Raw genomic sequence first — 22,137 nt, forward strand, 5'->3', positions numbered from 1 at the left:
GGTGCGGTCTGGTCACACCTCGGTCACGTGAGCACCGCCACGTCCGGTCCGCTCCCCGGACCGGAATGGATCGGAGAATCCCTAGCGTTACGGTCTGGTACCGGACGGCCGACGTCGTCCGGGCGCCCGGAGCCGGGCGCCGACGTGGACCCGCCCCGGCGGCACGACCCGGGAGGGGGCGAGCAGGATGAGTGCGGTGAGCACCGACCAGGTCGAGACGGCCTCCCTCGGCGGCGCGCAGGTGGCCCGCCGTCTGCGGGCCGACCCGGCGGCCGTCGTCGGCGTCGCCCTCGTCGCGGTCTTCGTCGTGGTGGCCGCGCTGGCCCCCGTCGTCGTCCTCGCCTCGGGGCACGACCCCTACGCCTACGACCTCGGCGCCCTGGACAGCACGGGCGCGCCGGCCGGGGCGCTGGGCGGGATCAGCGCCGACCACTGGTTCGGCGTCGAGCCGCTGACGGGGCGCGACCTCTTCGCGATCGTCGTCTACGGCGCCCGGACGTCCATCCTCGTCGGGCTGCTGGCCACCGTCGTCTCGGTCGTGCTCGGCGTCGTCGTCGGCCTGCTGGCCGGCTACTTCGGCGGCTGGGCGGACCGGCTGCTCAGCCGGGCCACCGACGTCGTCTTCGGCTTCCCGAGCCTCATCTTCATGATCGCCCTGGGCGCGATCATCCCCACCTGGCTGCCGAAGTCGGCGCTCATCGTCGTCGTCATCGGGTTCTTCGGCTGGCCGCCGATCGCCCGGGTCGTCCGGGGCCAGACGCTGCTGCTCAAGGAGCGGAACTACGTCGTCGCCTCCCGCGCCGCCGGCGCCGGCGCCGGGCACGTGATGCTGCGCCAGGTGCTGCCCAACCTCGCCGCCACGATCATCGTCTTCGCCACCATCTCCATCCCGGGCAAGATCGGCGCCGAGGCGGCGCTGTCCTTCCTCGGCGTCGGCGTCCCGCCGCCCACCCCGGCCTGGGGCCGCTCGATCGGCGACGCGATCAGCTGGGTGCAGACCGACCCGATGTTCCTGATCTTCCCCGGCGCCGCGCTGTTCCTGGTCACCCTGGGCTTCAACCTCTTCGGGGACGGGCTGCGCGACGCCCTCGACCCCCGGTCCGCGAGCCTGCGCCGGTGAGCGCGCCCTCGACCGGCTCGGGGACCGGCACGATCCCCGCGACCGAGCACGCGCCGTCCCGACGGGCGGTGCGCGCCGGCGGCTACCTGCGCTACCTCGGCGGCCGGCTGCTGGGCATGGTCCTCGTGCTGCTGGTCATCGCGCTGATCAGCTACGCGATCTTCTACCTGCTGCCCGCCAACCCCGCGCAGCTCTCCTGCGGACGGCCCTGCACACCGGACCGGCTGGCGCAGGCCGAGGCGTTCATGGGCTACGACCAGCCGTGGTGGCGCCAGTTCCTCGGCTTCCTCGGCGGGCTCGTCGCCGGCCGCACCTACGGGACGGGCGCGGCGGCCATCCAGTGCGCGGCGCCGTGCTTCGGGTACTCCTTCCGGCTCAACCAGCCGGTGACCGAGCTGATCGTCGACCGCATCCCCGTCACGTTCTCGATCGCGCTCGGCGCCGCCGTGCTGTGGCTGCTGATCGGGGTGGCGACCGGGGTCGTCTCGGCGCTGAAGCGCGGCTCGCTGACCGACCGCGTGCTGATGACGGGCGCCGTCGCCGGGGTCTCGGCGCCGGCCTACCTCGTGGGCCTGCTCGGCATCCTGCTGTTCGGCTTCACGCTCAACATGGTCCCGGTCTCGGGCTACGTGCCGCTGACCGAGAGCCCCGTCGACTGGGCCTGGCACCTGGTGCTGCCGTGGCTGGTGCTGGCCTTCCTCAACGCCGCCCTCTACACGCGGCTGACGCGCGGGGAGATGCTCGAGGTGATGGGGGAGGACTACATCCGCACCGCCCGGGCCAAGGGCCTGGGCGAGGGCCGCGTCGTCCGCCACCACGCCCTGCGCAACGTGCTCATCCCCGTCGCCACCGTCTTCGGCCTCGACCTCGGCGGCCTGCTGGGCGGGGCCGTCATCACCGAGAAGGTGTTCTCGATGCAGGGCCTCGGCGCCCTGCTGCTCGACGCCGTCGGCAACCTCGACCTGCAGGTGCTGGTCGGCGTGACCCTGTTCTCGGCCTTCGTGATCGTCGTCGCGAACTTCGTCGTCGACCTCACCTACGGCCTGCTCGACCCCCGGGTGGGCACCCGCTCCGGCTGACGGCGCGGCCCCGCCCCTCCTGACCACCCCGACCGATCCCCGACCCACCGAAGAAGAGGAACCCCCGTGAGACGCGCGACCACCGTCGGCGCCCTGCTGGCCGCCACCACCCTGCTGCTGGCCGGCTGCAACGCGAACCCGACCACCCCCAGCACCAGCGGCTCCAGTGCGCCGGTGACCCAGGGCGGCGACCTGTCCATCCTCACCGCCCAGACCGAGCTGAGCTTCGACCCGGCCAAGAGCCAGAGCCTGGCCATCACCTCGCTCGGCCTGGTCGAGCGCCGCCTCACCACCTGGGACATCACCCCGGGCCAGGAGGCGAAGTACGTCCCGGACCTGGCCACCGACACCGGCACGCCCAGCAACGGCGGCAAGACCTGGACCTACACGCTGAAGGACGGCCTGACCTACGACGACGGCACCCCCGTCACCAGCGCCGACGTCAAGTACGGCCTGGAGCGCTCGTTCGCCCCTGAGCTCTCGGGCGGCCTCGGCTACCACAAGTCGCTCCTGGCCGGTGCGGCCGACTACGACGGGCCGTACGACGGGAAGGAGCTGGACTCCATCAAGACCCCCGACGACAAGACGATCGTGTTCGAGCTGAGCACCGCCTACGGCGACTGGCCCTGGATCGCCTCGATGCCGGCGTTCTCGCCGGTCCCGAAGGCGAAGGACACCGACCCGGCGACCTACGGCGAGAAGCCGGCTGCGACCGGTCCCTACACGATCGAGTCCTACCAGCAGGGCGTCGCGCTGAAGATGGTGCGCAACCCGAGGTGGGACCAGGCGACCGACAGCGTGCGCACCGCCGGGCCGGACACCATCACCTTCAAGATGAGCCAGGACGCCACCGTGGCGGCGCAGGCGCTGATCGCCGACGGCGGTGACGCCCAGTCCTCGTTCGGCGCCCAGTTCGTGCCGCCGGCCCAGCTGGCGCAGGCGCAGGGGAACCCCAGCGCCAAGAGCCGGCTGGTCACCTCCGAGCCGGGGGCCCTGGCCTACCTGGCGCTGAACACCCAGCGCGGCGACCTCAAGGACGTCAAGGTCCGCCAGGCCCTGCAGTACGCCGTCGACCGGCAGGCCTTCCTCGTCGCCTCCGGCGGCGAGATCGCCGGCGCCGCGGCCACCACGCTCATCACCCCGGGCATCCCCGGGCGCGAGGAGTACGACCTCTACCCGGCGCCCGCCGCCGGCGACGTCGACAAGGCCAAGCAGCTGCTGGCCGACGCGGGCCACGCCGACGACCTCGAGCTCACCCTGGTCACCGGCAACGACACCGTCGCGCTGGCCCAGGCGCAGGCCCTCCAGCAGGGCTTCGAGAAGGCGGGCGTGAAGATCACGCTGCAGCCGCTGGACGCCAACACCCTCACCGAGCGGGTGACGGGCAGCTCCGGCGACTACGACCTCTACATCGGCAGCTGGCAGCCCGACTTCCCGAGCCCGAACGGCAACATCCAGCCGCTGTTCGACTCCAGCCAGATCGGCGGCGGGGGCTACAACATCTCCCGCTACGAGAACGCCGACGTCGACGCGGCGATCGCGAAGGCGACCGGCGAGGTCGACCAGGCCGCGGCCGGCGCCCAGTGGGCGGCGATCGACAAGACGATCATGGAGGACGCGCCGGTGGTCCCCCTGACGTACACGAAGAACTCGTTCCTGCACGGCTCGAAGGTGCAGAACTTCGTCATCGGGGCCTTCCCGGCGTACCCGAACTACCTCAAGGTCACGCTCGCCCCGTGACCGAGCAGCCTCCGACCGGGGCGGACCCCCGGCCCGCGCCGTCCGCGCCCGTGCTGACGGTGGAGGGCATCACCGTCGCCTTCGCGGGCACCGGCGCGCGCCGTCCGGGCCCGCCCCGGGAGGTGGTGCACGGCGTCGGGTTCACCCTGCGCCGGGGCCGGGTGCTCGCCCTGGTCGGGGAGTCCGGCTCCGGCAAGAGCGTCACGGCCATGTCGCTGCTGTCGCTGCTGCCGGGGAACGCCCGCGTCGGCGGCTCGGCGGTGCTGGCCGACGGCGACGGCAGCCCCGAGGAGCTCGTCGGCGCGACGCCGGAGCGGCTGCGCGCCGTCCGCGGACGCCGGGTGGCCGCGATCTTCCAGGAGCCGATGAGCGCGCTCAACCCCGTCTTCCGGATCGGCGACCAGATCGCCGAGGCCGTCCAGGTCCACCAGCCGCACCTCGGTGCCGACGCCACCCGCCGTCGCGTGCTGGAGCTGCTGGACCAGGTGGCCGTCCGCGAGCCGCAGCGGATCGCCCGCGCCTACCCGCACGAGGTCTCCGGTGGCCAGCTGCAGCGGGCCATGATCGCGATGGCCGTCAGCAACGACCCGGCCGTGCTCATCGCCGACGAGCCCACCACGGCCCTCGACGTCACCGTGCAGGCCGGCATCCTCGGCCTGCTCCGCGACCTCACGGACCGGCTCGGCACGGCCGTGCTGCTGATCACCCACGACATGGGCGTGGTCGCCGACGTGGCCGACGACGTCGCCGTCCTGCACGACGGCCGGATCGTCGAGAGCGCTCCGGCCGACCGGCTCTTCGCCGACCCCCGGGCCGCCTACACCCGCGCCCTCCTGCAGGCGGTCCCCAGGATCACCGACGCCACCTCCCGCAGCGGGACGGACCGCTCCCCGAGCCTGTCGGAGGGCGGCCCTTCGACGAGCTCAGGGAACGGAGCGACGAGCTCAGGGAACGGGGCGACGAGCTCGGGGAACGGGGCGACGAGCTCGGAGAGCGGGGCGACGACCCCCGCCGCGGAGCTGCGCGAGGTCACCGTCGTCTACGGCGGCCGGGGCGCGGAGGTGCGCGCCGTCGACGGCGTGTCCCTGACCGTCGCGCCGGGGGAGTTCCTCGGGCTGGTCGGGGAGTCCGGCTCGGGCAAGTCGACGGTCGGACGGGCGCTGGCGGGGCTGGTGCCGGTCCGTTCCGGCCAGGCGTGGCTGGCCGGGGTCGAGCTGTCCTCGGCCTCGCGCGCGGAGCTGCGGCGGGCCCGGTCCCGGCTGGGCATCGTCTTCCAGGACCCGGCCTCCAGCCTCAACCCGCGGCACAGCGTCGGCCGGAGCATCGCCGAACCGCTGGTGCTGCACGGCACCACCGACCCGGCCGCCCGACGGGCCCGCGTCGAGGAGCTGCTCGAGCGGGTGCGGCTGGGCCGCGACCTCGCCGGCCGGCTGCCGCACGAGCTCTCCGGCGGCCAGCGGCAGCGGGTCGCCCTGGCCCGGGCCCTGGTGGACCGCCCGGCCCTGCTGGTCGCCGACGAGCCGACCAGCGCCCTCGACGTCTCGGTGCAGGCGACGGTGCTCGAGCTGCTGGCCGAGCTGCAGCGCGACCTCGGCTTCGCCTGCCTGTTCATCAGCCACGACCTCGCCGTCGTCTCCGTCGTCACCAGCCGGGTGGCGGTGATGTACGACGGCCGGGTGGTCGAGACCGGCGCCACCGCCGACGTCCTGCGCGACCCGCAGGACCCCTACAGCCGGCGCCTGCTGGCCGCCGTCCCCGTCGCCGACCCCGTCGAGCAGCGGGAGCGCCGTCGGGCCTGGCTCGCGCTGGAGCCCGCCGGCCGCTGAGGTCCGCCCTGGTCCCCCCGACCTAACAGACGCTGGGGCGGCCCTGGCCGACACCAGCGCTGACAACTCGGCTCCGGTGGGGTCAGACCTCGACGAGCTTCTCGAAGAAGAACTCGTGCTTGAGGAACGAGGTGTCGTACTCGTGGCCGGGCGCCGGCGGCTGCAGCGGCGACGCCTGGAAGAGCCGCCAGCCGTCCAGCAGGGCCTCGACGCCCGTGGCGTAGGGCGGCTCGTCCGCGTCGCCGGCCGTCGGCCGCGTGGCGCCCGTGCCGTCCCAGGCGCCCCAGGCGACCACCGCGGCGTCGAGCGAGGAGTTGGACAGGTAGAGCGCCAGCACCTGCTGCCGGAGCCCGGTGCCCGGCGTCGTGGGAGCGGGGGTGGTGAGCGTCATCTCAGGCCTCCTCGCGGGTGCCGGGCCGGTTGGTCACCCGGTGCACCCAGTAGTCGATGTCGAAGGTCGGGTCGCCGCTGAGCTCTCGCCACAGCAGCACCCGGTTGTGGATCTCGAGCCGCCCCGAGGCCTGCTCCATCCAGGGCTGCCGGGCGTCCAGCTCGGCGGCCACCCGCGGGTCGTCGAGGTCGGAGACGTCCCACCAGCGCTGCTGCCGGACCGTCGGGTTGAAGCGGATCTTGTACATGTAGCGCGGGGTGCCGGAGTCGTTGCGGCGGCCGCCGTGCCAGATGCCGTGGTGCAGCAGCACGACGGTGCCGGCCGGGCAGGTGAGCCGGGTCTGGCCGAGCATGTTGTGGTAGCGGCCGATGTCGGACTCGTTGATCTGGCGCAGGTGGGTGCCGGGCACGCTCAGCGTGCCGCCCATCTCCAGCGTCACGTCGCGGGGGTAGTACATGAGCTGGACGTCGAAGGCGTCGCGCCGGGCGTCGATGATGGCGTCCGCGTGCAGGGCCTGCGCCTCCCCGCCGTGCGGGGGCCGGACGTGCACGGCGTGGTGGTCGACCTGCGGCGCGGGGCCGAGCAGGCTGCGCAGCGCGCCCGCCACCCGGGGGAGGGCGATGAGCGTGGCGCCGAGCGTCCCGGCGGGGAACGCCTCCGGGATGGAGGCGCCGTAGCGGACGGCGGGCGCGCCCTGCTCCAGCTGCTCCACGGCGGTCGCGTTCACCTCCTCGGGCACGAGGCCCTCGAAGACCAGCGCGCCCTGCGCCACGAAGCGCGCGACCTCCGGCGAGCTCAGCAGGGGGAGGTCCTCGGCGAGGGTCGGGTCGGTCTGCTCGGCAGTGCTGACGGCCACCACGGGGCAGCTCCTCTCGGTAGGGGTTTTCCACCACGCTAGGCCGCGAGCGAGCGCAGGGGATGGTGCGTGCTCGGCCACCGCTGGTAGTTTTCCGGCATGACGGTTCCGGTACCGCTGGGCGGGCAGCCGCAGGTGGTGTCGCTCGGGCTGGGGGTCCACGGCCAGCGGTCGCACCGCGACCGCTTCCTGCTGCCGGACCTGTGGGCGTTCCACCTGTACCGCTACCGGGCGGCGCTGGTGCTGGACGGCGTCGAGCACGCGCTGCTGCCCGGGTCGGTCAGCCTGGTGCCGCCGGGCACGGTGACGGTCTACCGGTACCGCGGGGTCTCCGAGCACCTCTACGTCCACCTGAGGCTGAGCGGGGAGCCCGTCGGGCTGCCCCCGGTCGCCCACGCCGGCGCGTCGGTGCCGCTGCTCACCGACCTGCTCACCACCGCCGTCACGACGTTCCCCCTCGCGCCCGCGGCCGCGACCGCCTCCGTCTGGGCGGCGCTGTGGCAGGTGGCGGGCCTCGTCCGGCCGTCGGTGGAGGACCCGGCCCGCGCGCGGATCGCCCCGGTGCTGGCCGCCGTCGAGTCCTCGCTCACCGGCCCGCTGCCCGTCGGCGAGCTGGCCGCGCTCGCCGGGGTGTCCCCGGCCCACCTCACCCGGCTGTTCCGGGCCGCCACCGGCCGCACGGTCGTCGGCTACGTGCGGCACCGCCGCGGCGTCCGGGCCGAGCACCTGCTGCGCCGGACCACCCTGCCCGTGGCCACCATCGCCCGGTCGGTCGGCGTCCCCGACCTGCAGGCCTTCAACAAGCTCTGCCACGACGTGCTGGGCGCCTCACCGCGCGCCGTCCGCGCGGGCGACGTCGCTACCGTGACCGGGTGACCACCTTCGCCCTCGTCGGCAGCGGCTTCCGGGCGCAGATGTTCCTCGACGTCGCCCGGGCCCTGGGGACGGTGTCCTGCGTCGGCGCGGTCGTCCGGACCCCGAGGACCCTCGGCGTCCCCACCTTCGGGTCCCTCGACGCCTGCGTGGCCGCGGCCCGGCCGGACTTCGTGCTCACCACCACGCCCTGGTCGGTGACACCCGCGGCGGTGGTGCAGGCGGTGGAGCGGGGGCTGCCGGTGCTGGCCGAGACGCCGCCCGCGCCCGACCTGGAGGCGATGCGGGACCTGTGGGCGGCCGTCGGCGGCTCGGGGCTGGTCCAGGTGGCCGAGCAGTACCTGATGATGCCCGCCCACGCCGCCCGGGCGGCCGTGGTCGCCGGCGGGGCCATCGGCACGCCGACGCAGGTGCAGGTCTCCTCGACGCAGCAGTACCACGCCGTCTCCCTGGTCCGGGGGTACCTCGGCGCCGGCCGGGGCCCCGTCACCGCCCGGGCCAGCCGGACGACAGCACCGCTGCTCAGCCCGCTGGACCGGGGCGGGTGGACCGACGACCCCGCGGAGCACCCGACGACGACGACGCTGGCCACCCTCGACCTCGGGCCGGGGCGGTCCGCGCTCTACGACTACACCGAGCAGCAGACCCGCAACCAGCTCCGCTCCCGCCGGCTGCTGGTCCGCGGCTCGGCGGGCGAGCTGCAGGACGACGCGGTGGTCCGGCTGGCCGGGCCGCGGACGCTCGTCCGCACCCCGCTGCAGCGCCGGCAGAGCGGTCACGACCTCGACCTCCTCGGCTTCGACACCGAGCACATCACCTTCGACGGGGCGGTGGTCTACCGCAACCCCTACGTCGGGCAGCGCTGGATGGACGAGGAGATCGCCGTCGCCACCCTGCTGGAGCGGACGGCCGCCTGGGTGCGCGGGGAGGGACCGGAGCCCTACCCGCTCGCCGAGGGGCTGCACGACCAGCAGGTCGCGCTCGCCGTCGAGCGCTCCGCCGACCTCGACGCCCCGGTGACCACCTCCTCGGAGGGGTGGTCGACGCCGGGCTGAGGAGGTCGCCGCGCCCTCGTGGCGCCGAGGTCCTTCTCGAGCGGGCGCCGCAGGACTACGGTGCCGAGCAGGAGCGCTCACCGCAGAGCGCCGCCGAGGAGGTCGTCGTGCGCCGGTACCTGGTCGTGGCCAACCAGACCCTCGGGGAGGACGAGCTGGTGGACCTCATCCGCCGCCGGGCCGCCGCGGAGCCGTCGGAGTTCTTCGTCGTCGTCCCCGCGACGCCGGTGCTGGAGATGGTCCCGGGCGCCGCGGCCGCGGTCGCGGTCGGCGTCCCCGCCCTGCTGCCCTGCTCACCCGCCGAGGCCCGCGCGCTGGCCGAGGAGCGCCTGGCCGCCGCCCTGGAGCAGCTCCGGGCGACCGGTGCGGCCGTCGAGGGCGCGGTGGGCGACGCCAACCCCGTCCGGGCCGTGGAGCACGCCCTGACCGGTCGGGGCTTCGACGAGATCATCGTCTCGACGCTGCCGTCCCGGCTCTCCCGGTGGCTCCGGGCCGACCTGCCCCGCCGGCTGGAGCACCGGACGAAGCTGCCCGTCACCCACGTCGCGGCCCCGGGCTGACCGCCCGCCCCCGGAGCGGGTCGGGACCGGTTCCGGCCCGCCGCTGACAGCCGGGCCCCCGGCTGCCAGGATCAGGGCGTGCCCTCGGACTCGCGGATGATCTCGTTGGGCTTCGGCAAGTTCGCCCGGGCGGACCGGATCTACGCGCTGGAGCCGCTGGTGGGGGAGGAGCGCGGCGACGGCCGGCGCACCCGCGTCTGGGTGGAGGGCATCCCCGACCCGATCGTCGCCTCCCGTACCGAGGGCACGATCCTGCGCGACATGGGGCAGGACGCCGCCGCCGACGCCCCGCTGGTGGACGAGGCGGTGGACCTCGCCTCCCGGCTCGCGGCCGCCGCCGACGCCGGCCGCGTCGACCTCAGCGACCTGGGCCGGCGGGCCCGACGGCTGCTGGCGGCCACGACCGCACCGCCCGGGGCCGACCGGGAGCTCGGCTGAGGACCCGGGCCGGCTTCGGCCGGGGCGCGTCTCAGCCGAAGAGCAGCGAGCCCAGCGTGCTCAGCACGTCGCCGTAGAACGTGCCGCCGATGTCGCGGAACAGCTCGAAGGGCGCGTCCGGGCTGCCGAAGAACGGCCGCAGCGTCCAGGCCAGCTGGGTGCCGACGAGCCCGAACAGCAGGATCCAGATGTAGAGCAGCAGCATGCTGGCGGGCCGCTCACCAGCCTCGGCGCCGCTGCCGGCCCCGGGGTGCAGGGGAGCGTGGGCGCCCTGCGGCGCCGGCCGGTGGTCCGGACCGGGCTCGGCGACGGCGACGCCGTTGGCCGCCTCGCCGTTCACCGGGGCGGGCGCGCCGGCGGCGGCCGGCACCAGCTCGCGCTGGACCAGGGGCACCGGGGCGACGACGACGCGGGCGGCGGAGGACTCCTCGACGACGTGCTCGTTGAGCGCGCGCATCCCCGAGGTGAGGAAGCGCAGGCCCACCAGCGCGGTCAGCCCGAGGATCGCGACGTTCAGCAGCTTGAAGAAGGCGTAGCTGCGCGCGGTGACCAGGAAGAACAGACTGATGGGCGCGAAGGCGAAGGTCAGCACGGCGGTGACCGTGACGGCCACCATGATCAGCGCGCACGCTTGCAGCACTGACAGCCGCGCCCCGAAGACGAGGTTGAACAGGTAGAGCGTCGGCAGGCAGATCGCCAGCGTGACGAGGAACAGCAGCGGCAGCTTGGCCGTCGAGACGAGCGCTTGCAGCCACCCGCTGGAGGCGCCGAGCACCGCGCCGTAGGCCGCGAGGCTCAGGGCCGAGGTGACGAGCATCCGCACGATCAGGCCGGGCAGGTCGCGCTCGCGGATGATCTGGTCCCAGATCCCCCCGCGGTCGCGCAGGATGCGTTCGATGATGAGCTGCTCGCTCGTGGCCACGGCTCCCCCGTCCGGTCGGCTGCCCCGACCGTAGCGGCCCCGCGGATGTGCCGCGGGCGGTACGCGGAACTGGTGCCGCCACTACGCTCACGCCATGGCGGAGCCAGCCCTGCGGGCGTCGGACGACGACCGCGACCTCGTCGTGCGGGCACTGGAGCGGCACCACGTCGCCGGCCGGCTCGACCCCGAGGAGTTCGACCGGCGCAGCACCGCGGCCCTCACCGCCGTCACCCTCGGCGACCTGTCCGGCCTGACGGCGGACCTCCCCGACCTTGCGGCGGAGCCGGGGGGAGCGGTCGAGCCCGCGGGCCACGCCCGGCACCTGGCGGTGATCTTCCTCATCGCCTTCCTCACGGTCGCCGCGCTCGTGGCGCTGATGCTCGTCCACCCCTGACCCGGCGGCGGGAGCGTCCCGGCCGGCGCGTCGTCCGGCGGTCAGGCGTCGGGGCGGAGCCCGCGATCAGGCGTCGGGGCGGAGCCCGCGTTCAGGCGTCGAGGCGGAGCCCGCGATCAGGCACCCGGGCGCAGCCCGCGGTCCAGCTCGGCCAGCCCCTCGGCGATTCTGACCGCGGGCGTCCAGCCCCAGGCCCGGGCCCGGTCGGTGCGGATCTGACCCGTCCAGGCGGGGAGGGTCTCGTCCCAGACGGCCTCGAGGCCCAGCGCCGCGGTGACCGTCCCGACGTAGTCGCGGGCCGTGGCCGGCTCGCCCGCGACGTCGACGGCGGTCCAGCCGCCCGCGAGCGGCCCCGAGCCGGCGTCGTCGCCGGCGGCGACCCGCCCGGTGGCCAGGTCGGCGGTCAGGGCGGCGAGGTCGTCGACGTGCACCCACGCGAACGAGCGGTCCGGGTGGGTGCGGCGCTGCTCGGCGTCGTCGCGGATGTCGGCCGGGCGCAAGGTGTTCCACACCGAGGTGGGGCCGGCGCCCAGGATGGCCGGCGGGCGGACCAGGACGCCGGTGAGGCCCGCGACCTCGGACAGCGCCAGGTCGGTGTCCCGCTTGGTGACGGCGTAGTCGTCCGCGTCGTCGGCGACCAGCGGCGAGGTCTCGTCGACGTCCCCGATCCCGGGCCGGCGGTCGTAGACGGCGCAGGTGGAGACGTGCACGAACCGTCCGACGCCGGCGTCGCGGGCCGCCCGGGCCAGCACGACCGTGCCCTCGACGGCCACCCGCTCCTGCGTCGCCCGGTCCGAGCCCATCGGGTGGACGGTGGTGACCACGGCGTCGGCCCCCGCGACGACCGTGCGCGCGAAGTCGGGATCGCCGAACTCGCCGACGTGCTCGACCACCCCGTCGCGGGCCGGGGCGGTGCCGGCCCGGCGGACGACGGCGCGGACGGTCCCGCCGCGCTCGAGGACGGCCTCGCACACCCGGGCGCCGACCAGCCCGTTCGCTCCGGTCACGACGACGTCAGGGGCGGGGGCAGCGCTGGAGGTGGTCACGGCCCCACCCTGCCACCCCCGTCGCAGCGGAGCGCGACGGGTTCGGCGGCCCCCGGCCCGGTGGTCCGAGGTGCGGCCGGTGCAGGAGTGCCCGGTGGGGTGGACGAGGCTGGACCGGTGCGCCCCGACCCCCGCCCGGCCCCCGTCGTGCTGCCCGCCCTGCTGCCGCTCGCGGTGCTGGCCGGCATCTCCCCGCTCGCGACCGACATGTACATCCCCGGGCTGCCCGCCCTGGCCGCAGAGCTGGGCACCGACGCCGGCACCGCGCAGCTGTCGCTCACCACCTTCCTCGTGGCCTTCGCGGTGGGCCAGCTGCTGATCGGCCCGGTCAGCGACGCGGTCGGCCGACGCCGCGTGCTGCTCGTCGGGGTGGCGGTCTTCGCGGTGACGTCGGTGCTCTGCGCGCTGGCGCCGAGCCTGCCCGTGCTGCTGGTCGGCCGGCTGCTGCAGGGGCTCGCCGGCGCCTGCGGCTCGATCGCCGCCCGCGCGATGGTGACCGACGTGCTGACCGGCACCGAGCGCGCCCGGATGATCGGCTCGCTGGCGGCGGTCAACGCCGTCGGCCCGGTCGCCGCCCCGCTGGTGGGCGGGGTCCTGCTGACCCTCTTCAGCTGGCGCTCGACCTTCTGGGTGCTCGCGGTGGTCGGGGTCGTGCTGTGGGCCTGGGCGGCCGCCACCTTCCCCGAGACGCTGCCGCCGGAGCGCCGGTCGCACGGGGTCGGCGTGCGGGCCAACGCCGCCCGGATGCGGACGCTGCTCGCCATCCCGCGGCTGTCGCTCTACCTGGCCACGTCCTGCCTGGCCACCATCGGCTTCTTCGCCTACATCGCCACCAGCTCGTTCGTCTTCCAGAGCGGGTACGGCTACTCGGAGTCGGCCTACAGCGTCGTGTTCGCCACCAACGCCACCTGCATGATCCTCAGCACGCTGGCGTTCCGCCGCCTGGTCACCCGGGTCTCGGAGGACCGCCTGCTGAGCCTGGGTCTGGTCGTCGGGACCGCCGCCGCCCTCGGCGTGCTGCTCTCCGCGCTCGCCGGGGCGCCGTCGGGTCTGGTCTGGGCGTTCCTGGCCGTCGTCACCGGGGCCAACGGGCTGGTCATCACCGGCTCGGCCACCCGCACCCAGGCCCTGGGCAGCGCCTCGCCGGGCACCGCGGCGGCGCTGCAGGGCGGGCTGTCCTTCGGGCTCGGCGGCCTCGGCTCGCCGCTGGCGGGCCTGCTCGGCGGGTCGCCGACCGCGATGGGCGCGGTCATGCTCGGCGGCCTCGGGCTCGCGGCCGTCCTCCAGGTCGTCGTCCCGCGGTTCCTCCGGGGGAGCGCCGTCCCCGAGCCGGGCTGAGCCCCCGCGAGCCGGGCCGCTGCCCGCGTCGCCGCTCCCGCCTGGTCCGGCTGCGTAGGCTCGGGCTCCGGCCGACCCCGCGCCGACGGAGGACGAGGTGCAGGCTGTGCAGACCGACGTGATCGAGGCCCGCGGCCTCACCCGCCGCTTCGGCGAGGTGCTGGCCGTCGACGCCGTCGACCTGCGGGTGGGGCAGGGCGAGGTCGTCGCCGTCCTCGGCCCCAACGGCGCCGGCAAGACGACCACCCTCGAGATGCTGCTGGGGCTGCGCAGCCCGAGCGCCGGCACCGTCCGCGTCTTCGGCGCCGACCCGAGCACGGCGGCCGTCCGGTCCCGCGTCGGCGCGATGCTCCAGGACACCGACGCCCCGGAGAGCCTGACCGTCACCGAGATCGTCGACCTGGTCGCCGCCTACCATCCCTACCGGCTGCCGACGGGGGAGGTGCTCGAGCGCGCCACCCTGCAGGGCCACCGCAAGCGGCGCGTGACCCAGCTCTCCGGCGGGGAGCGGCAGCGGCTCTCGTTCGCCCTCGCCATCGTCGGCGACCCCGACCTGCTGTACCTCGACGAGCCGACCGCCTCCCTCGACGTCGGGGCCCGGCGGCTGTTCTGGCAGCAGGTGGCGGACTTCGCGGCGCTGGGCAAGACGATCCTCTTCTCCACCCACAACCTGGAGGAGGCCGACCTGGCCGCCGAGCGGGTGGTGATCATCAACGCGGGCCGGATCTTCTCCGACGGGACGCCGCGCGAGCTCAAGGGCCTGCTGGCCGGCCGGACGCTGGAGCTGGTCACTGACGCCGACGACGCCGTGCTGGCCGCCCTGCCCGGCGTCCGCGGGGTGCTGGAGCTGCCCGCCGACGGCGCGACGGCCGACCGACCGGGCGCGCGCCGGGTCCGGCTGCAGGCCGCCGACGCCGAGCCGCCCCTGCGGGCGCTGTTCGCCGCCGGCCACCTGGTCGAGGGGCTGATCGTCACCGAGGCCACCCTGGAGGAGGCCTTCGTGCACCTCACCTCGGCGGAGCGGGCCCGGTGAGCGCCCTCGAGGAGCGCCGGCTCAGCCCCGGCGCCACCCGGACCGGCGGCGTGCCGGCCATGCTCGCCGTCCAGATCGGCTCGGAGGTCACCCGGTACCGGCGGATGCCGGAGTACTTCGTCGGGGTCGTGATCCTGCCGGTGATCCTGTTCGCGATGTTCGGCCTGCCCAACGCCGGCGACACGCTGCCCGGCGGCACCAGCGTCGTGGCCATGATCTTCGTGTCCTTCGCCTGCTACGGCGTCGTCAGCCAGGCGCTGTTCTCCTTCGGCGCCGAGCTGGCCGCCGAGCGGCAGAAGGGCTGGCTGCGCCGGCTCCGGGCCACCCCGATGCCGATGTGGGTGTACTTCGCCGGGAAGCTGGCGATGAACCTCCTCTTCACCCTCACGATCGCGGGGGCGATGGCGCTCCTCGCGCAGCTGGCCGGCCAGGCCGACTTCGACGGGCCGGGCCTGCTCCGGACCGGGGCGGTGCTGCTGCTGGGCACGGTGGTCTTCTCCCCGATGGGCGCGGCCATCGCCTACCTGGTGCGGCCGCGGGCCGTGGCCACGATCGTCAACCTGGTCTTCCTGCCGCTCTCGTTCGCCTCCGGGTTCTTCTTCCCGCTGCGCCAGCTGCCGCAGGTGCTGCAGGACGCGGCGCCCTGGCTGCCGACCTACCACTTCGGCCAGCTGGCCCGCGACGCCATGGCCCCGGCTGCCGACGTCGAGGCCTACGGCGGCGGCTCGACCGGCGGCACGGCCCTGCACCTGCTGGTCGTCCTGGCCTGGGGCGTGGTCTGCGCGGCCGCGACCGTGTGGGGCTACCGCCGCGAGGCGGCGCGCGAGCGCAGCTGAGGGCCGCGCTCCGCCGCCCGGCTCGCCCGCTCCGCGTCCTCAGCGCTCGCCCCAGGCCCGGGCGAGGGCGACGACGCGGTCGTGGACCCGGGTGACCCCGGCCGGGGTGTTGAAGCTGGCGTACTCCGGCCAGGTGAAGAGGAACGTCGCGAGCTCGGCGGCGAGGCAGGCCCGGCGCACCACGCCCGGGTCCAGGTCGCGCGCCGCGGCGTAGCGCCGGACCATCGCCTCCTGGGGGAGCGCGACCCCGGCGGGCGTGGCCCGGACCGAGCAGAAGACCAGCTCGACCGCCGGGTTGCCGACGCCGGCCCCCTGCCAGTCGGTCCAGACCAGCTGGTCGCCCTCGACCAGCAGGTTGTCGGTGTGGCAGTCGCCGTGCAGGAAGCAGTCCGCGACGGCGCCGACCGCGTCGCGGAGAGACTCGACATCGGCGAGGACCGGGGCCAGCAGCGCGGGCTCGCCGGGCCAGGACCAGAACGCCACGGCCGCGCTGACGTCGGGTGAGACCAGGGTGGCCTCGAGCCACGACGGGCGCCGCCAGCCCGGGCCGGCCGGCACCGGGGTCTGGTGGAGCCGGGCGAGCTCGTCGGCCAGGCCGAGCCACCGCTGGTGGCTCCAGCGGGTCGCGGGCCACGGTGCGGGGTGCTCGCTGAGCAGGACCGCCACGCGGTGGGTGGAGAGGCGGTGGCCGAGCAGCTCCGGCGTGCGGACCCCGAGCCGGCCGCGCAGGTGGAGGTAGACCGACAGCTCCCGCTCGGCGGCCTGACGTGCCCGGCCCTCGGAGGCAGCGGTGACCTTGAGGACGGCCCGGGTGCCGTCCGCCCGGGTGACCGCGTGGACACAGGAGGCTGACATCGAGCCGGCCAGCGGCGACGCCGTCAGGGTGACACCCAGGTCGCGGGCCGCGGCGGCGACGTCGTCCTCCGTCATGCCGCCATGGTCACCGACGGCACTGACACTCCGCGCCGAGAGGCTGGGTGCGCGCCGGACCCGGTGGTGGAGGGGGGGACCGCGACGGCGGCCCGGGACGGAAAAACCCCCGGTCGGTGGTTCCGGAGAACCCCCGGCCGGGGGTGGTGCTGGTGGGCGATACTGGGATCGAACCAGTGACCTCTTCCGTGTCAGGCATGAGCAGTGCCGGTCCGAGCGTCCCCCGATGTTGCATTTTCCCTGGTCAGAGACGATATCGCCCCTGCTGCTCGCTGCAGCAACAAGTGGCAACTTCGGAGCGTTGGGGTCACGGTTGGGGTCAGGTCGACCTGGTCCGGGTACGTGGCAGGCCGGCCGATGAGGGCGCGCCGACTGTGCCCCAGGGAGCACCGCTCTCGGGGTCCCGTCGATGGCGGTCACCACCAACCTCGGTAGCCGACGTGCTGCCATTCGTCCTGTATCCAGTCGAGCCATGTCGCAAGACCCGTCGATCCGTCTCTCAGGTCCTACAGGGCGAGCGGGCTGTCGACGCTGCGTCGAACCTGAAAGTACTCGCGAGCGCGCACGCGATGAGGAGTGCCCCCGCGGACCCGACATCGGGCAGACATCGTCCATGACCAGGTCCGCGCTCGAGGCGAGGCACAGGCTGACGAGCGGAGGACATCCGGCCGCTGCCAGACGATCCCTTCAGAGTCGGGGGGAGAGGGGCTCGCCACCGACCACGGACGGCTCAGGCCGAGTCGCGGTCGCGCTGCAGGATCTGGCGCACGCTTTGGCTGGCGCTCTGGAGCCGCTCGGTCTCGGTGTGGTCGAAGTCCTGGTCGGCGGTGGCGTCGTCGAGGCGGCGGAGCTGGTCGAGGATGGGTTGGTGGTGTTCGGGTCGGGCGTGCCACGCGAGGTCGGTGAGAGCCTGGTAGAGGCGGTCGAGGACGTGGGGGTCGGCTTTGCCGTAGGAGCGGGGCTGGGCGACGGCGAGCTCGAGGAGCTCAGCGAACCCGGGGCGGTGCAGCACGACCCGGGGGTGGTCGTCGCTGTCGTGGAGGACGAGCGGTCCGAGGTGGTGACGGGTGAGCTCGGCGAGCAGGGCGGAGGTCTGGCTGAGACCGTGGATGGCGGTCGTGGGGTCGTTGATGCCGGGAGAGAGGGCCTTGTTGACGATGTCGCTGACTTGCCGGAGCCCGTACCCGACGTCCTGGGCGGCGGTCCTCTCCGGCCCGAGGTTCACCGTGGCCCCGATCTTGCCCTGCAGCTGGTCGAGGCGGTCGGGGTCGAGCCGGTCACCCTGGCGGGGCCAGGTGGAGCCCAACGGGGTGCCCTGGACGACGAAGTGGCCGGGGTGGCAGTCGATGACCACGACGGCGTCGGCTTCTTCGGCGGCGTCGAGGAGGTCGTCCTGGTCGATGCTGGTCAGGAAGCCCGAGGAGGACGCCCACACGGTGGTGGTGACGGCGGGGGGACGGGGGACCAGCCGGTCGGCTTGAGGGTCGTCGTGGGCGACCAGGTTGGTCGCCATGGTGGCGGTGGCGTCGTCGTGGACCCGCTGCAGCATCGTCTCGACCCGGATCTGGCGGGTGAGGTGAGCCAGGAACAACACGAGGGCGACCACGCTGGCCAGGGCGAGGAGGAACGCCAACGTGACCGAGAGCCGGGGCACGAACAAGGCCCCACCTTCAGAGGGGGAACGGACCGAGCGGAGCACGGTCAAGGCGAACGTGAAGGTCGCCAGGAAGATCGCCAGGGTGACCTGGACGAACAGGTCCTGGGTGAAGGTCCGGAGCAGTCGGGGGGAGAACTGGCTGCTCGCCAGCTGCAAGGTCACCACGGTCAGGGAGAACGTGAGCGAGGTGACGGTGATCAGGGAGCTCGCCACCGCGTTGAGGACCGTCCGGGCAGCACCGGGGTCTCCGTTGAACACCAGGGCGTCCACGAACCCGGGCAGGTGCCGGTCCAGGCGGACGTCGAGCAACGGCACGACGATCCCGGCCGCGACCGCGAGGACGACGCCCAGGACCGGCAGCGGCCACAGCTGGGTGCGGACACCGTCCTGCACCGTCTGGGCAGCCCGCTTCAACGACAGGTTCACAGGGCACAAGCCTTCCGGTTCACGCTGGTCGGGGTCGAGCTCGCTGACTGGGGTTGAGGCTGGCCGTGCGCGGGTCCGTCGCCGTCGGGCGTCGGGCGGGACCGGGGGCGGAGTGTGCTGACGCGGTGCTGATCCCGCCACCGGGGAGGACGTCTGTGTCCGCGCGCCGGATCCGAGGGGGATGAGCGGGAGAAGAGCGGTCAGGGGAGCTCGAACGGGAGGGTCAGGCCGTCGAGCGCGTGCCGGCACCGGCACTCGGCGCTGGCGTCGGCCTCGAGGTCCGCCAGGCTCGCGACGGTGTCGGTGAGCAACGTCTTGAGCCGGTCGAGGTTCGCGGCGAAGAGGCGCATGACCTCGGCCTGGGTCACCGCTTGGCTGTCGTCCACGCCGGCGTCGTGGTCGGTGACCAGCGCGATGGTGGTGTAGCAGACGGCGAGCTCCCGGGCGATCGCGGCCTCCGGGGCGCCGGTCATCCCGACGAGGGACCAGCCCTGGGCGGCGTGCCAGGTGGACTCGGCCCGGGTCGAGAAGCGCGGGCCGTTGATGACCACCATGGTTCCGCCGTCGACCAGCGGCTCGCCCGACCCGGCTGCGGCCCGCACGGCTGCCCGACCTCGGGGGCAGTAGGGATCGGCCAGGGAGACGTGGACGACAGGACCCTCGTCGTCGTAGACGGTCTGGTGGCGGCCGCTGGTGCGGTCGACGAGCTGGTCGGGCAGTACGATGGTCCCCGGGCCGAGCTCGGCCTGGAGGGATCCCACGGCGCAGGGAGCGAGCACCTGGCGCACGCCCACCGACCGGAGCGCCCAGAGGTTCGCGCGGTAGTTGATGCGGTGCGGGGGGAACTCGTGCTGCACCCCGTGCCGCGGCAGGAAGGCGACGGTCCTGCCGCGGATCTCCCCGATCGCGAGCGGCGCACTCGGCCGGCCGAAGGGCGTGTCGACCTCGACCGGGCGCGGGTCGTCCAAGAAGGTGTAGAGCCCGGTCCCGCCGATGATCCCGACGTCGGCACGATCGTGGTCAGTCGCCATGCGGGAAGACTAGGCCGGTCACCGCCGCCGACCCGTCACCGACCGGTCGCCGGGGTGAGCCGGTCGCCGGGTGCCGCTCCAGCCGTCCCACACCGACGCCGTGCCGGTCGGGTTGCTTCGCCGTCGGGTGCCTGGTGCAGTGGGGGGATGCGCGTACTGGTCACCGGAGCTGCCGGGTTCATCGGGTCCACGGTGGTGGACCAGCTCCAGGCGGGCGGGCACGAGGTCGTCGCCGTCGACGTCCTGCTGGGGGCCGCGCACACCGACCGGCCGTCGTGGGCGACGTCGGCTCTGCAGCTGGTCGACGTCCGCGACGAGGCCGGCCTGGCGCCGCTCCTCGAGGGGGTTGACGTGGTCTGCCACCAGGCCGCCATGGTGGGCCTCGGGGTCGACGCTCACGACGCCCCGGACTACGTCTCCCACAACGTGCTCGGCACCTCCCGGCTGCTCTCGGCGATGGCCCGGGCCGGGGTCCTGCGTCTGGTGCAGGCCTCCTCGATGGTGGTCTACGGCGACGGCTCCTACACCTGCGGGGAGCACGGGGTGGTGCGGCCGCGGCCGCGTCGGCCCGAGGACCTGGCCGCCGGTCGGTACGACCCCGGCTGCCCGTGGTGCGGTCGTGGCCTGAGCTGGCGTCGGGTGAGCGAGGACGCGGTGCTGGACCCCCGCACCACGTACGCCGCCACGAAGCTCGCTCAGGAGCACCTCGTGAGCGCCTGGACCACTCAGGTGGGCGGCCGGGCCGTCTCGTTGCGCTACCACAACGTCTACGGACCCCGCATGCCGCGGGACACCCCCTACGCCGGGGTGGCGAGCCTGTTCAGGTCCTCGCTCGCCGCCGGTCGGGCGCCCCGGGTGTTCGAGGACGGCGGCCAGGTGCGCGACTTCGTCGAGGTCAGCGACGTGGCCGCGGCCAACGTCCTCGCCCTGACCCGGCTCACCTCGACCGAGGGTCCGCCCGAGCACCGGGTCTACAACATCGCCTCCGGCCAGCCCCGGCCCATCCTGGAGGTCGCCACCCTGCTGGCCGAGCTGATGGGGGGCCCCGAGCCGCAGGTCGTCGGCGGCGGCCGCCCAGGAGACGTCCGGCACGTGGTCGCCGACCCCGCGCTGGCCGTGGACGAGCTCGGCTTCCGGCCCGCCGTCACGTTCGACGACGGGATGCGCCGCTTCGCCGAGGCACCGATGCGCACCGGCCTCGGCGGCTGAGCACGCCCTCAGCCGGTCGCGGTCACCATCCCGTCCGCACCAGGTGGTTGACCAGCAGCGCCCAGCCGGCGCTGCCGAGCAGCGCCCAGCTCGCGACCCGTCCGCGGAGCAGGGCGAGCCCGGAGCAGGCGACGACCCCGAAGGCCAGCCAGATCCGCTCGGTCTCCGCCTTCGACAAGCCAGAGAGGTCGGCGAGCACCGCGGCCAGCACCCCGGCGAGGGCGAGCAGGGCCACCACCCGGTCCTGCGACCACGGGCGGCCTCGTCCAGCGACGAGGGCGGTGCCTGAGCGGACGGTGCCGAGGGCCAGCAGCGGTGAGCAGGCGACCACCCAGGCGGCGAGGTTGGCGTAGATGAAGTAGGAGTAGGGCCGGACGGCGGCGATGCCCTGGTAGTAGCGGATGCGCAGCTGGGCGAGGCCGGTCCACCAGCTGAAGCCGGCGAGCAGGTGGAGGCCGACCACGGTCAGCAGGCCGACCACGGCGGACGCCCAGGGGGCGATGACCCGCCGCCAGCCGTGCCGGCCGAGCCCGATCGCGCCGGCGGCGATCACCACCAGGCCGAAGAGGAGCAGGCCGTAGTTCAGGAAGACCGCGGCTCCCAGCAGCAGACCGCCGGCGAGGCTGGTGAGGGGGTGACGTCGGCCCGCACCCCGGCAGACCAGGGCCAGGCCGGCGACGGCCGCGCCGGCGAACAGCCCGTCGGCGGAGACCGCCATGAAGACCGCTCCGGGGAAGAGCGCGGCGAAGGGCACCAGTCGACGAGCCGCGTCAGGCGCACCGAGCTCGCGGAGCGCCGAAGGCATGGCGACGGCGGCGACGGAGGAGACCAGGATGCAGAGCGCTCCTGCCCAGGCGCCACCACCGAGGCCTCCACGGTCCAGGCCCCAGAAGACCAGGGTCGCGAGCGGAGGGTGGGCGGCGACGTGGGTCGTCCAGACCTGGGTCCCGTCGACGGTGGGGCTGAAGGCGATGAAGTCGGTGAAGGTCCGGAGGAACTCTCCGGGGTCGGTGATCCGGGGCAGGTCGTGGAGGTACTCGTTCGGGTCCAGCAGGACGTCCGCCCAGCCTCGCCGGAAGCCGTCCACCAGGGCCAGAGAGGCCAGCCAGGCCAGGTTGAGCAGCCAACCCGTCAGCAGCAGTCGACGCCACGGCAGCCCCGCCGCCACCTGCTGCAGCCGGAGCCCGGCGACGAGGCAGGCCAGGGCCAGCGGAGTGCCCCAGCCGACGTGAGGCCCCCAGGACCCGAGGAGGGGCGGGTCACCGAGGAACAGCTGGGTCCCGTCGGCGGCCAGGGCGCGACCGACGACGGCGGCCAGGACGACCAGCGCGAGCGCGGCGGCCACCGCGACCGGGTCGCCCCGCCGCAGGGTCGACG

General features: G+C 74.5%; 21 protein-coding genes. 13 read left to right on the plus strand and 8 right to left on the minus strand.

What is annotated here, in order from left to right; all coding sequences use genetic code 11:
* The first annotated feature begins 196 nt into the window (after positions 1 to 196).
* From JOF54_RS20270 to JOF54_RS20285, 4 genes are all read left to right on the plus strand, one after another.
* Entirely contained in the window at positions 197 to 1,120 is a 924-nt protein-coding gene (locus JOF54_RS20270) for an ABC transporter permease (protein ID WP_307804434.1), read from the plus strand.
* Positions 1,117 to 2,199, plus strand: coding sequence for an ABC transporter permease (locus tag JOF54_RS20275; RefSeq protein WP_307804435.1), 1,083 nt, complete (start codon positions 1,117 to 1,119; stop codon positions 2,197 to 2,199). The genes JOF54_RS20270 and JOF54_RS20275 overlap by 4 nt, the downstream gene beginning before the upstream one ends.
* A gap of 66 nt (positions 2,200 to 2,265) precedes the next feature.
* Entirely contained in the window at positions 2,266 to 3,939 is a 1,674-nt protein-coding gene (locus JOF54_RS20280) for an ABC transporter substrate-binding protein (protein ID WP_210059200.1), read from the plus strand.
* Positions 3,936 to 5,765, plus strand: a complete 1,830-nt coding sequence (locus tag JOF54_RS20285; RefSeq protein ID WP_307804436.1) for a dipeptide ABC transporter ATP-binding protein — start codon at positions 3,936 to 3,938, stop codon at positions 5,763 to 5,765. The genes JOF54_RS20280 and JOF54_RS20285 overlap by 4 nt, the downstream gene beginning before the upstream one ends.
* Before the next feature lie 82 nt (positions 5,766 to 5,847).
* Here JOF54_RS20285 and JOF54_RS20290 read toward each other — a convergent pair whose 3' ends face one another.
* Together JOF54_RS20290 and JOF54_RS20295 are read right to left on the minus strand one after the other, a co-directional pair.
* The gene (locus tag JOF54_RS20290) at positions 5,848 to 6,156 is read right to left on the minus strand and encodes a hypothetical protein (protein ID WP_210059201.1); all 309 of its coding nucleotides are present in this window, start codon (positions 6,154 to 6,156) and stop codon (positions 5,848 to 5,850) included.
* A gap of 1 nt (position 6,157) precedes the next feature.
* Positions 6,158 to 7,015 (minus strand): phytanoyl-CoA dioxygenase family protein, encoded by an 858-nt coding sequence (locus JOF54_RS20295; protein WP_307804437.1) that lies wholly within the window; start codon positions 7,013 to 7,015, stop codon positions 6,158 to 6,160.
* A 96-nt stretch (positions 7,016 to 7,111) separates the two neighbouring features.
* Between JOF54_RS20295 and JOF54_RS20300 the strand changes: the two genes are divergently transcribed.
* From JOF54_RS20300 to JOF54_RS20315, 4 genes are all read left to right on the plus strand, one after another.
* Positions 7,112 to 7,888, plus strand: coding sequence for an AraC family transcriptional regulator (locus tag JOF54_RS20300; RefSeq protein ID WP_210059202.1), 777 nt, complete (start codon positions 7,112 to 7,114; stop codon positions 7,886 to 7,888).
* A complete protein-coding gene (locus tag JOF54_RS20305) occupies positions 7,885 to 8,940 on the plus strand; it encodes a Gfo/Idh/MocA family oxidoreductase (RefSeq protein WP_210059203.1) in 1,056 nt (351 codons plus the stop codon). The genes JOF54_RS20300 and JOF54_RS20305 overlap by 4 nt, the downstream gene beginning before the upstream one ends.
* Before the next feature lie 107 nt (positions 8,941 to 9,047).
* Entirely contained in the window at positions 9,048 to 9,500 is a 453-nt protein-coding gene (locus tag JOF54_RS20310; RefSeq protein ID WP_210059204.1) for a hypothetical protein, read from the plus strand.
* Between the two features lie 78 nt (positions 9,501 to 9,578).
* The gene (locus tag JOF54_RS20315) at positions 9,579 to 9,938 is read left to right on the plus strand and encodes a hypothetical protein (RefSeq protein ID WP_210059205.1); all 360 of its coding nucleotides are present in this window, start codon (positions 9,579 to 9,581) and stop codon (positions 9,936 to 9,938) included.
* 31 nt (positions 9,939 to 9,969) lie between these two features.
* Here JOF54_RS20315 and JOF54_RS20320 read toward each other — a convergent pair whose 3' ends face one another.
* Positions 9,970 to 10,860: a hypothetical protein gene (locus tag JOF54_RS20320; protein ID WP_210059206.1), complete on the minus strand. Its 891-nt coding sequence runs from the start codon at positions 10,858 to 10,860 to the stop codon at positions 9,970 to 9,972.
* Between the two features lie 94 nt (positions 10,861 to 10,954).
* Between JOF54_RS20320 and JOF54_RS20325 the strand changes: the two genes are divergently transcribed.
* Positions 10,955 to 11,254, plus strand: a complete 300-nt coding sequence (locus JOF54_RS20325; protein ID WP_210059207.1) for a DUF1707 SHOCT-like domain-containing protein — start codon at positions 10,955 to 10,957, stop codon at positions 11,252 to 11,254.
* Positions 11,255 to 11,370: 116 nt separating this feature from the next.
* On the opposite strand, the gene JOF54_RS20330 is transcribed toward JOF54_RS20325, so the two are convergent.
* A complete protein-coding gene (locus tag JOF54_RS20330) occupies positions 11,371 to 12,300 on the minus strand; it encodes an NAD-dependent epimerase/dehydratase family protein (protein WP_210059208.1) in 930 nt (309 codons plus the stop codon).
* A 117-nt stretch (positions 12,301 to 12,417) separates the two neighbouring features.
* On the opposite strand from JOF54_RS20330, the gene JOF54_RS20335 reads away from it, so the two are divergent.
* The 3 genes from JOF54_RS20335 (at position 12,418) to JOF54_RS20345 (ending at position 15,507) form a co-directional block, all read left to right on the plus strand.
* The gene (locus JOF54_RS20335; protein WP_210059209.1) at positions 12,418 to 13,638 is read left to right on the plus strand and encodes a multidrug effflux MFS transporter; all 1,221 of its coding nucleotides are present in this window, start codon (positions 12,418 to 12,420) and stop codon (positions 13,636 to 13,638) included.
* A gap of 106 nt (positions 13,639 to 13,744) precedes the next feature.
* Complete coding sequence (locus JOF54_RS20340; protein WP_210059210.1) at positions 13,745 to 14,671, plus strand: ABC transporter ATP-binding protein; 927 nt, start codon at positions 13,745 to 13,747, stop codon at positions 14,669 to 14,671.
* Positions 14,668 to 15,507 carry an ABC transporter permease gene (locus JOF54_RS20345; RefSeq protein WP_210059211.1) on the plus strand — a complete coding sequence of 280 codons (840 nt, stop codon included), beginning with the start codon at positions 14,668 to 14,670 and terminating at the stop codon, positions 15,505 to 15,507. The genes JOF54_RS20340 and JOF54_RS20345 overlap by 4 nt, the downstream gene beginning before the upstream one ends.
* Positions 15,508 to 15,546: 39 nt before the next feature.
* Here JOF54_RS20345 and JOF54_RS20350 read toward each other — a convergent pair whose 3' ends face one another.
* The 3 genes from JOF54_RS20350 to JOF54_RS20360 all read right to left on the minus strand — a co-directional run bounded on the left by JOF54_RS20350 (position 15,547) and on the right by JOF54_RS20360 (position 19,551).
* Positions 15,547 to 16,437: an aminoglycoside phosphotransferase family protein gene (locus JOF54_RS20350; RefSeq protein ID WP_210059212.1), complete on the minus strand. Its 891-nt coding sequence runs from the start codon at positions 16,435 to 16,437 to the stop codon at positions 15,547 to 15,549.
* Positions 16,438 to 17,167: 730 nt separating this feature from the next.
* Positions 17,168 to 18,520 (minus strand): DUF2254 domain-containing protein, encoded by a 1,353-nt coding sequence (locus JOF54_RS20355; protein WP_210059213.1) that lies wholly within the window; start codon positions 18,518 to 18,520, stop codon positions 17,168 to 17,170.
* A 200-nt stretch (positions 18,521 to 18,720) separates the two neighbouring features.
* Positions 18,721 to 19,551, minus strand: a complete 831-nt coding sequence (locus tag JOF54_RS20360; protein WP_210059214.1) for an S-methyl-5'-thioadenosine phosphorylase — start codon at positions 19,549 to 19,551, stop codon at positions 18,721 to 18,723.
* A 147-nt stretch (positions 19,552 to 19,698) separates the two neighbouring features.
* On the opposite strand from JOF54_RS20360, the gene JOF54_RS20365 reads away from it, so the two are divergent.
* Positions 19,699 to 20,760 (plus strand): NAD-dependent epimerase/dehydratase family protein, encoded by a 1,062-nt coding sequence (locus JOF54_RS20365; RefSeq protein ID WP_210059215.1) that lies wholly within the window; start codon positions 19,699 to 19,701, stop codon positions 20,758 to 20,760.
* Positions 20,761 to 20,782: 22 nt separating this feature from the next.
* On the opposite strand, the gene JOF54_RS20370 is transcribed toward JOF54_RS20365, so the two are convergent.
* Positions 20,783 to 22,105: a hypothetical protein gene (locus tag JOF54_RS20370; RefSeq protein WP_210059216.1), complete on the minus strand. Its 1,323-nt coding sequence runs from the start codon at positions 22,103 to 22,105 to the stop codon at positions 20,783 to 20,785.
* Between the last annotated feature and the right edge of the window lie 32 nt (positions 22,106 to 22,137).

The sequence above is a fragment of the Microlunatus capsulatus genome, from assembly GCF_017876495.1.
GTDB lineage: Bacteria > Actinomycetota > Actinomycetes > Propionibacteriales > Propionibacteriaceae > Microlunatus > Microlunatus capsulatus.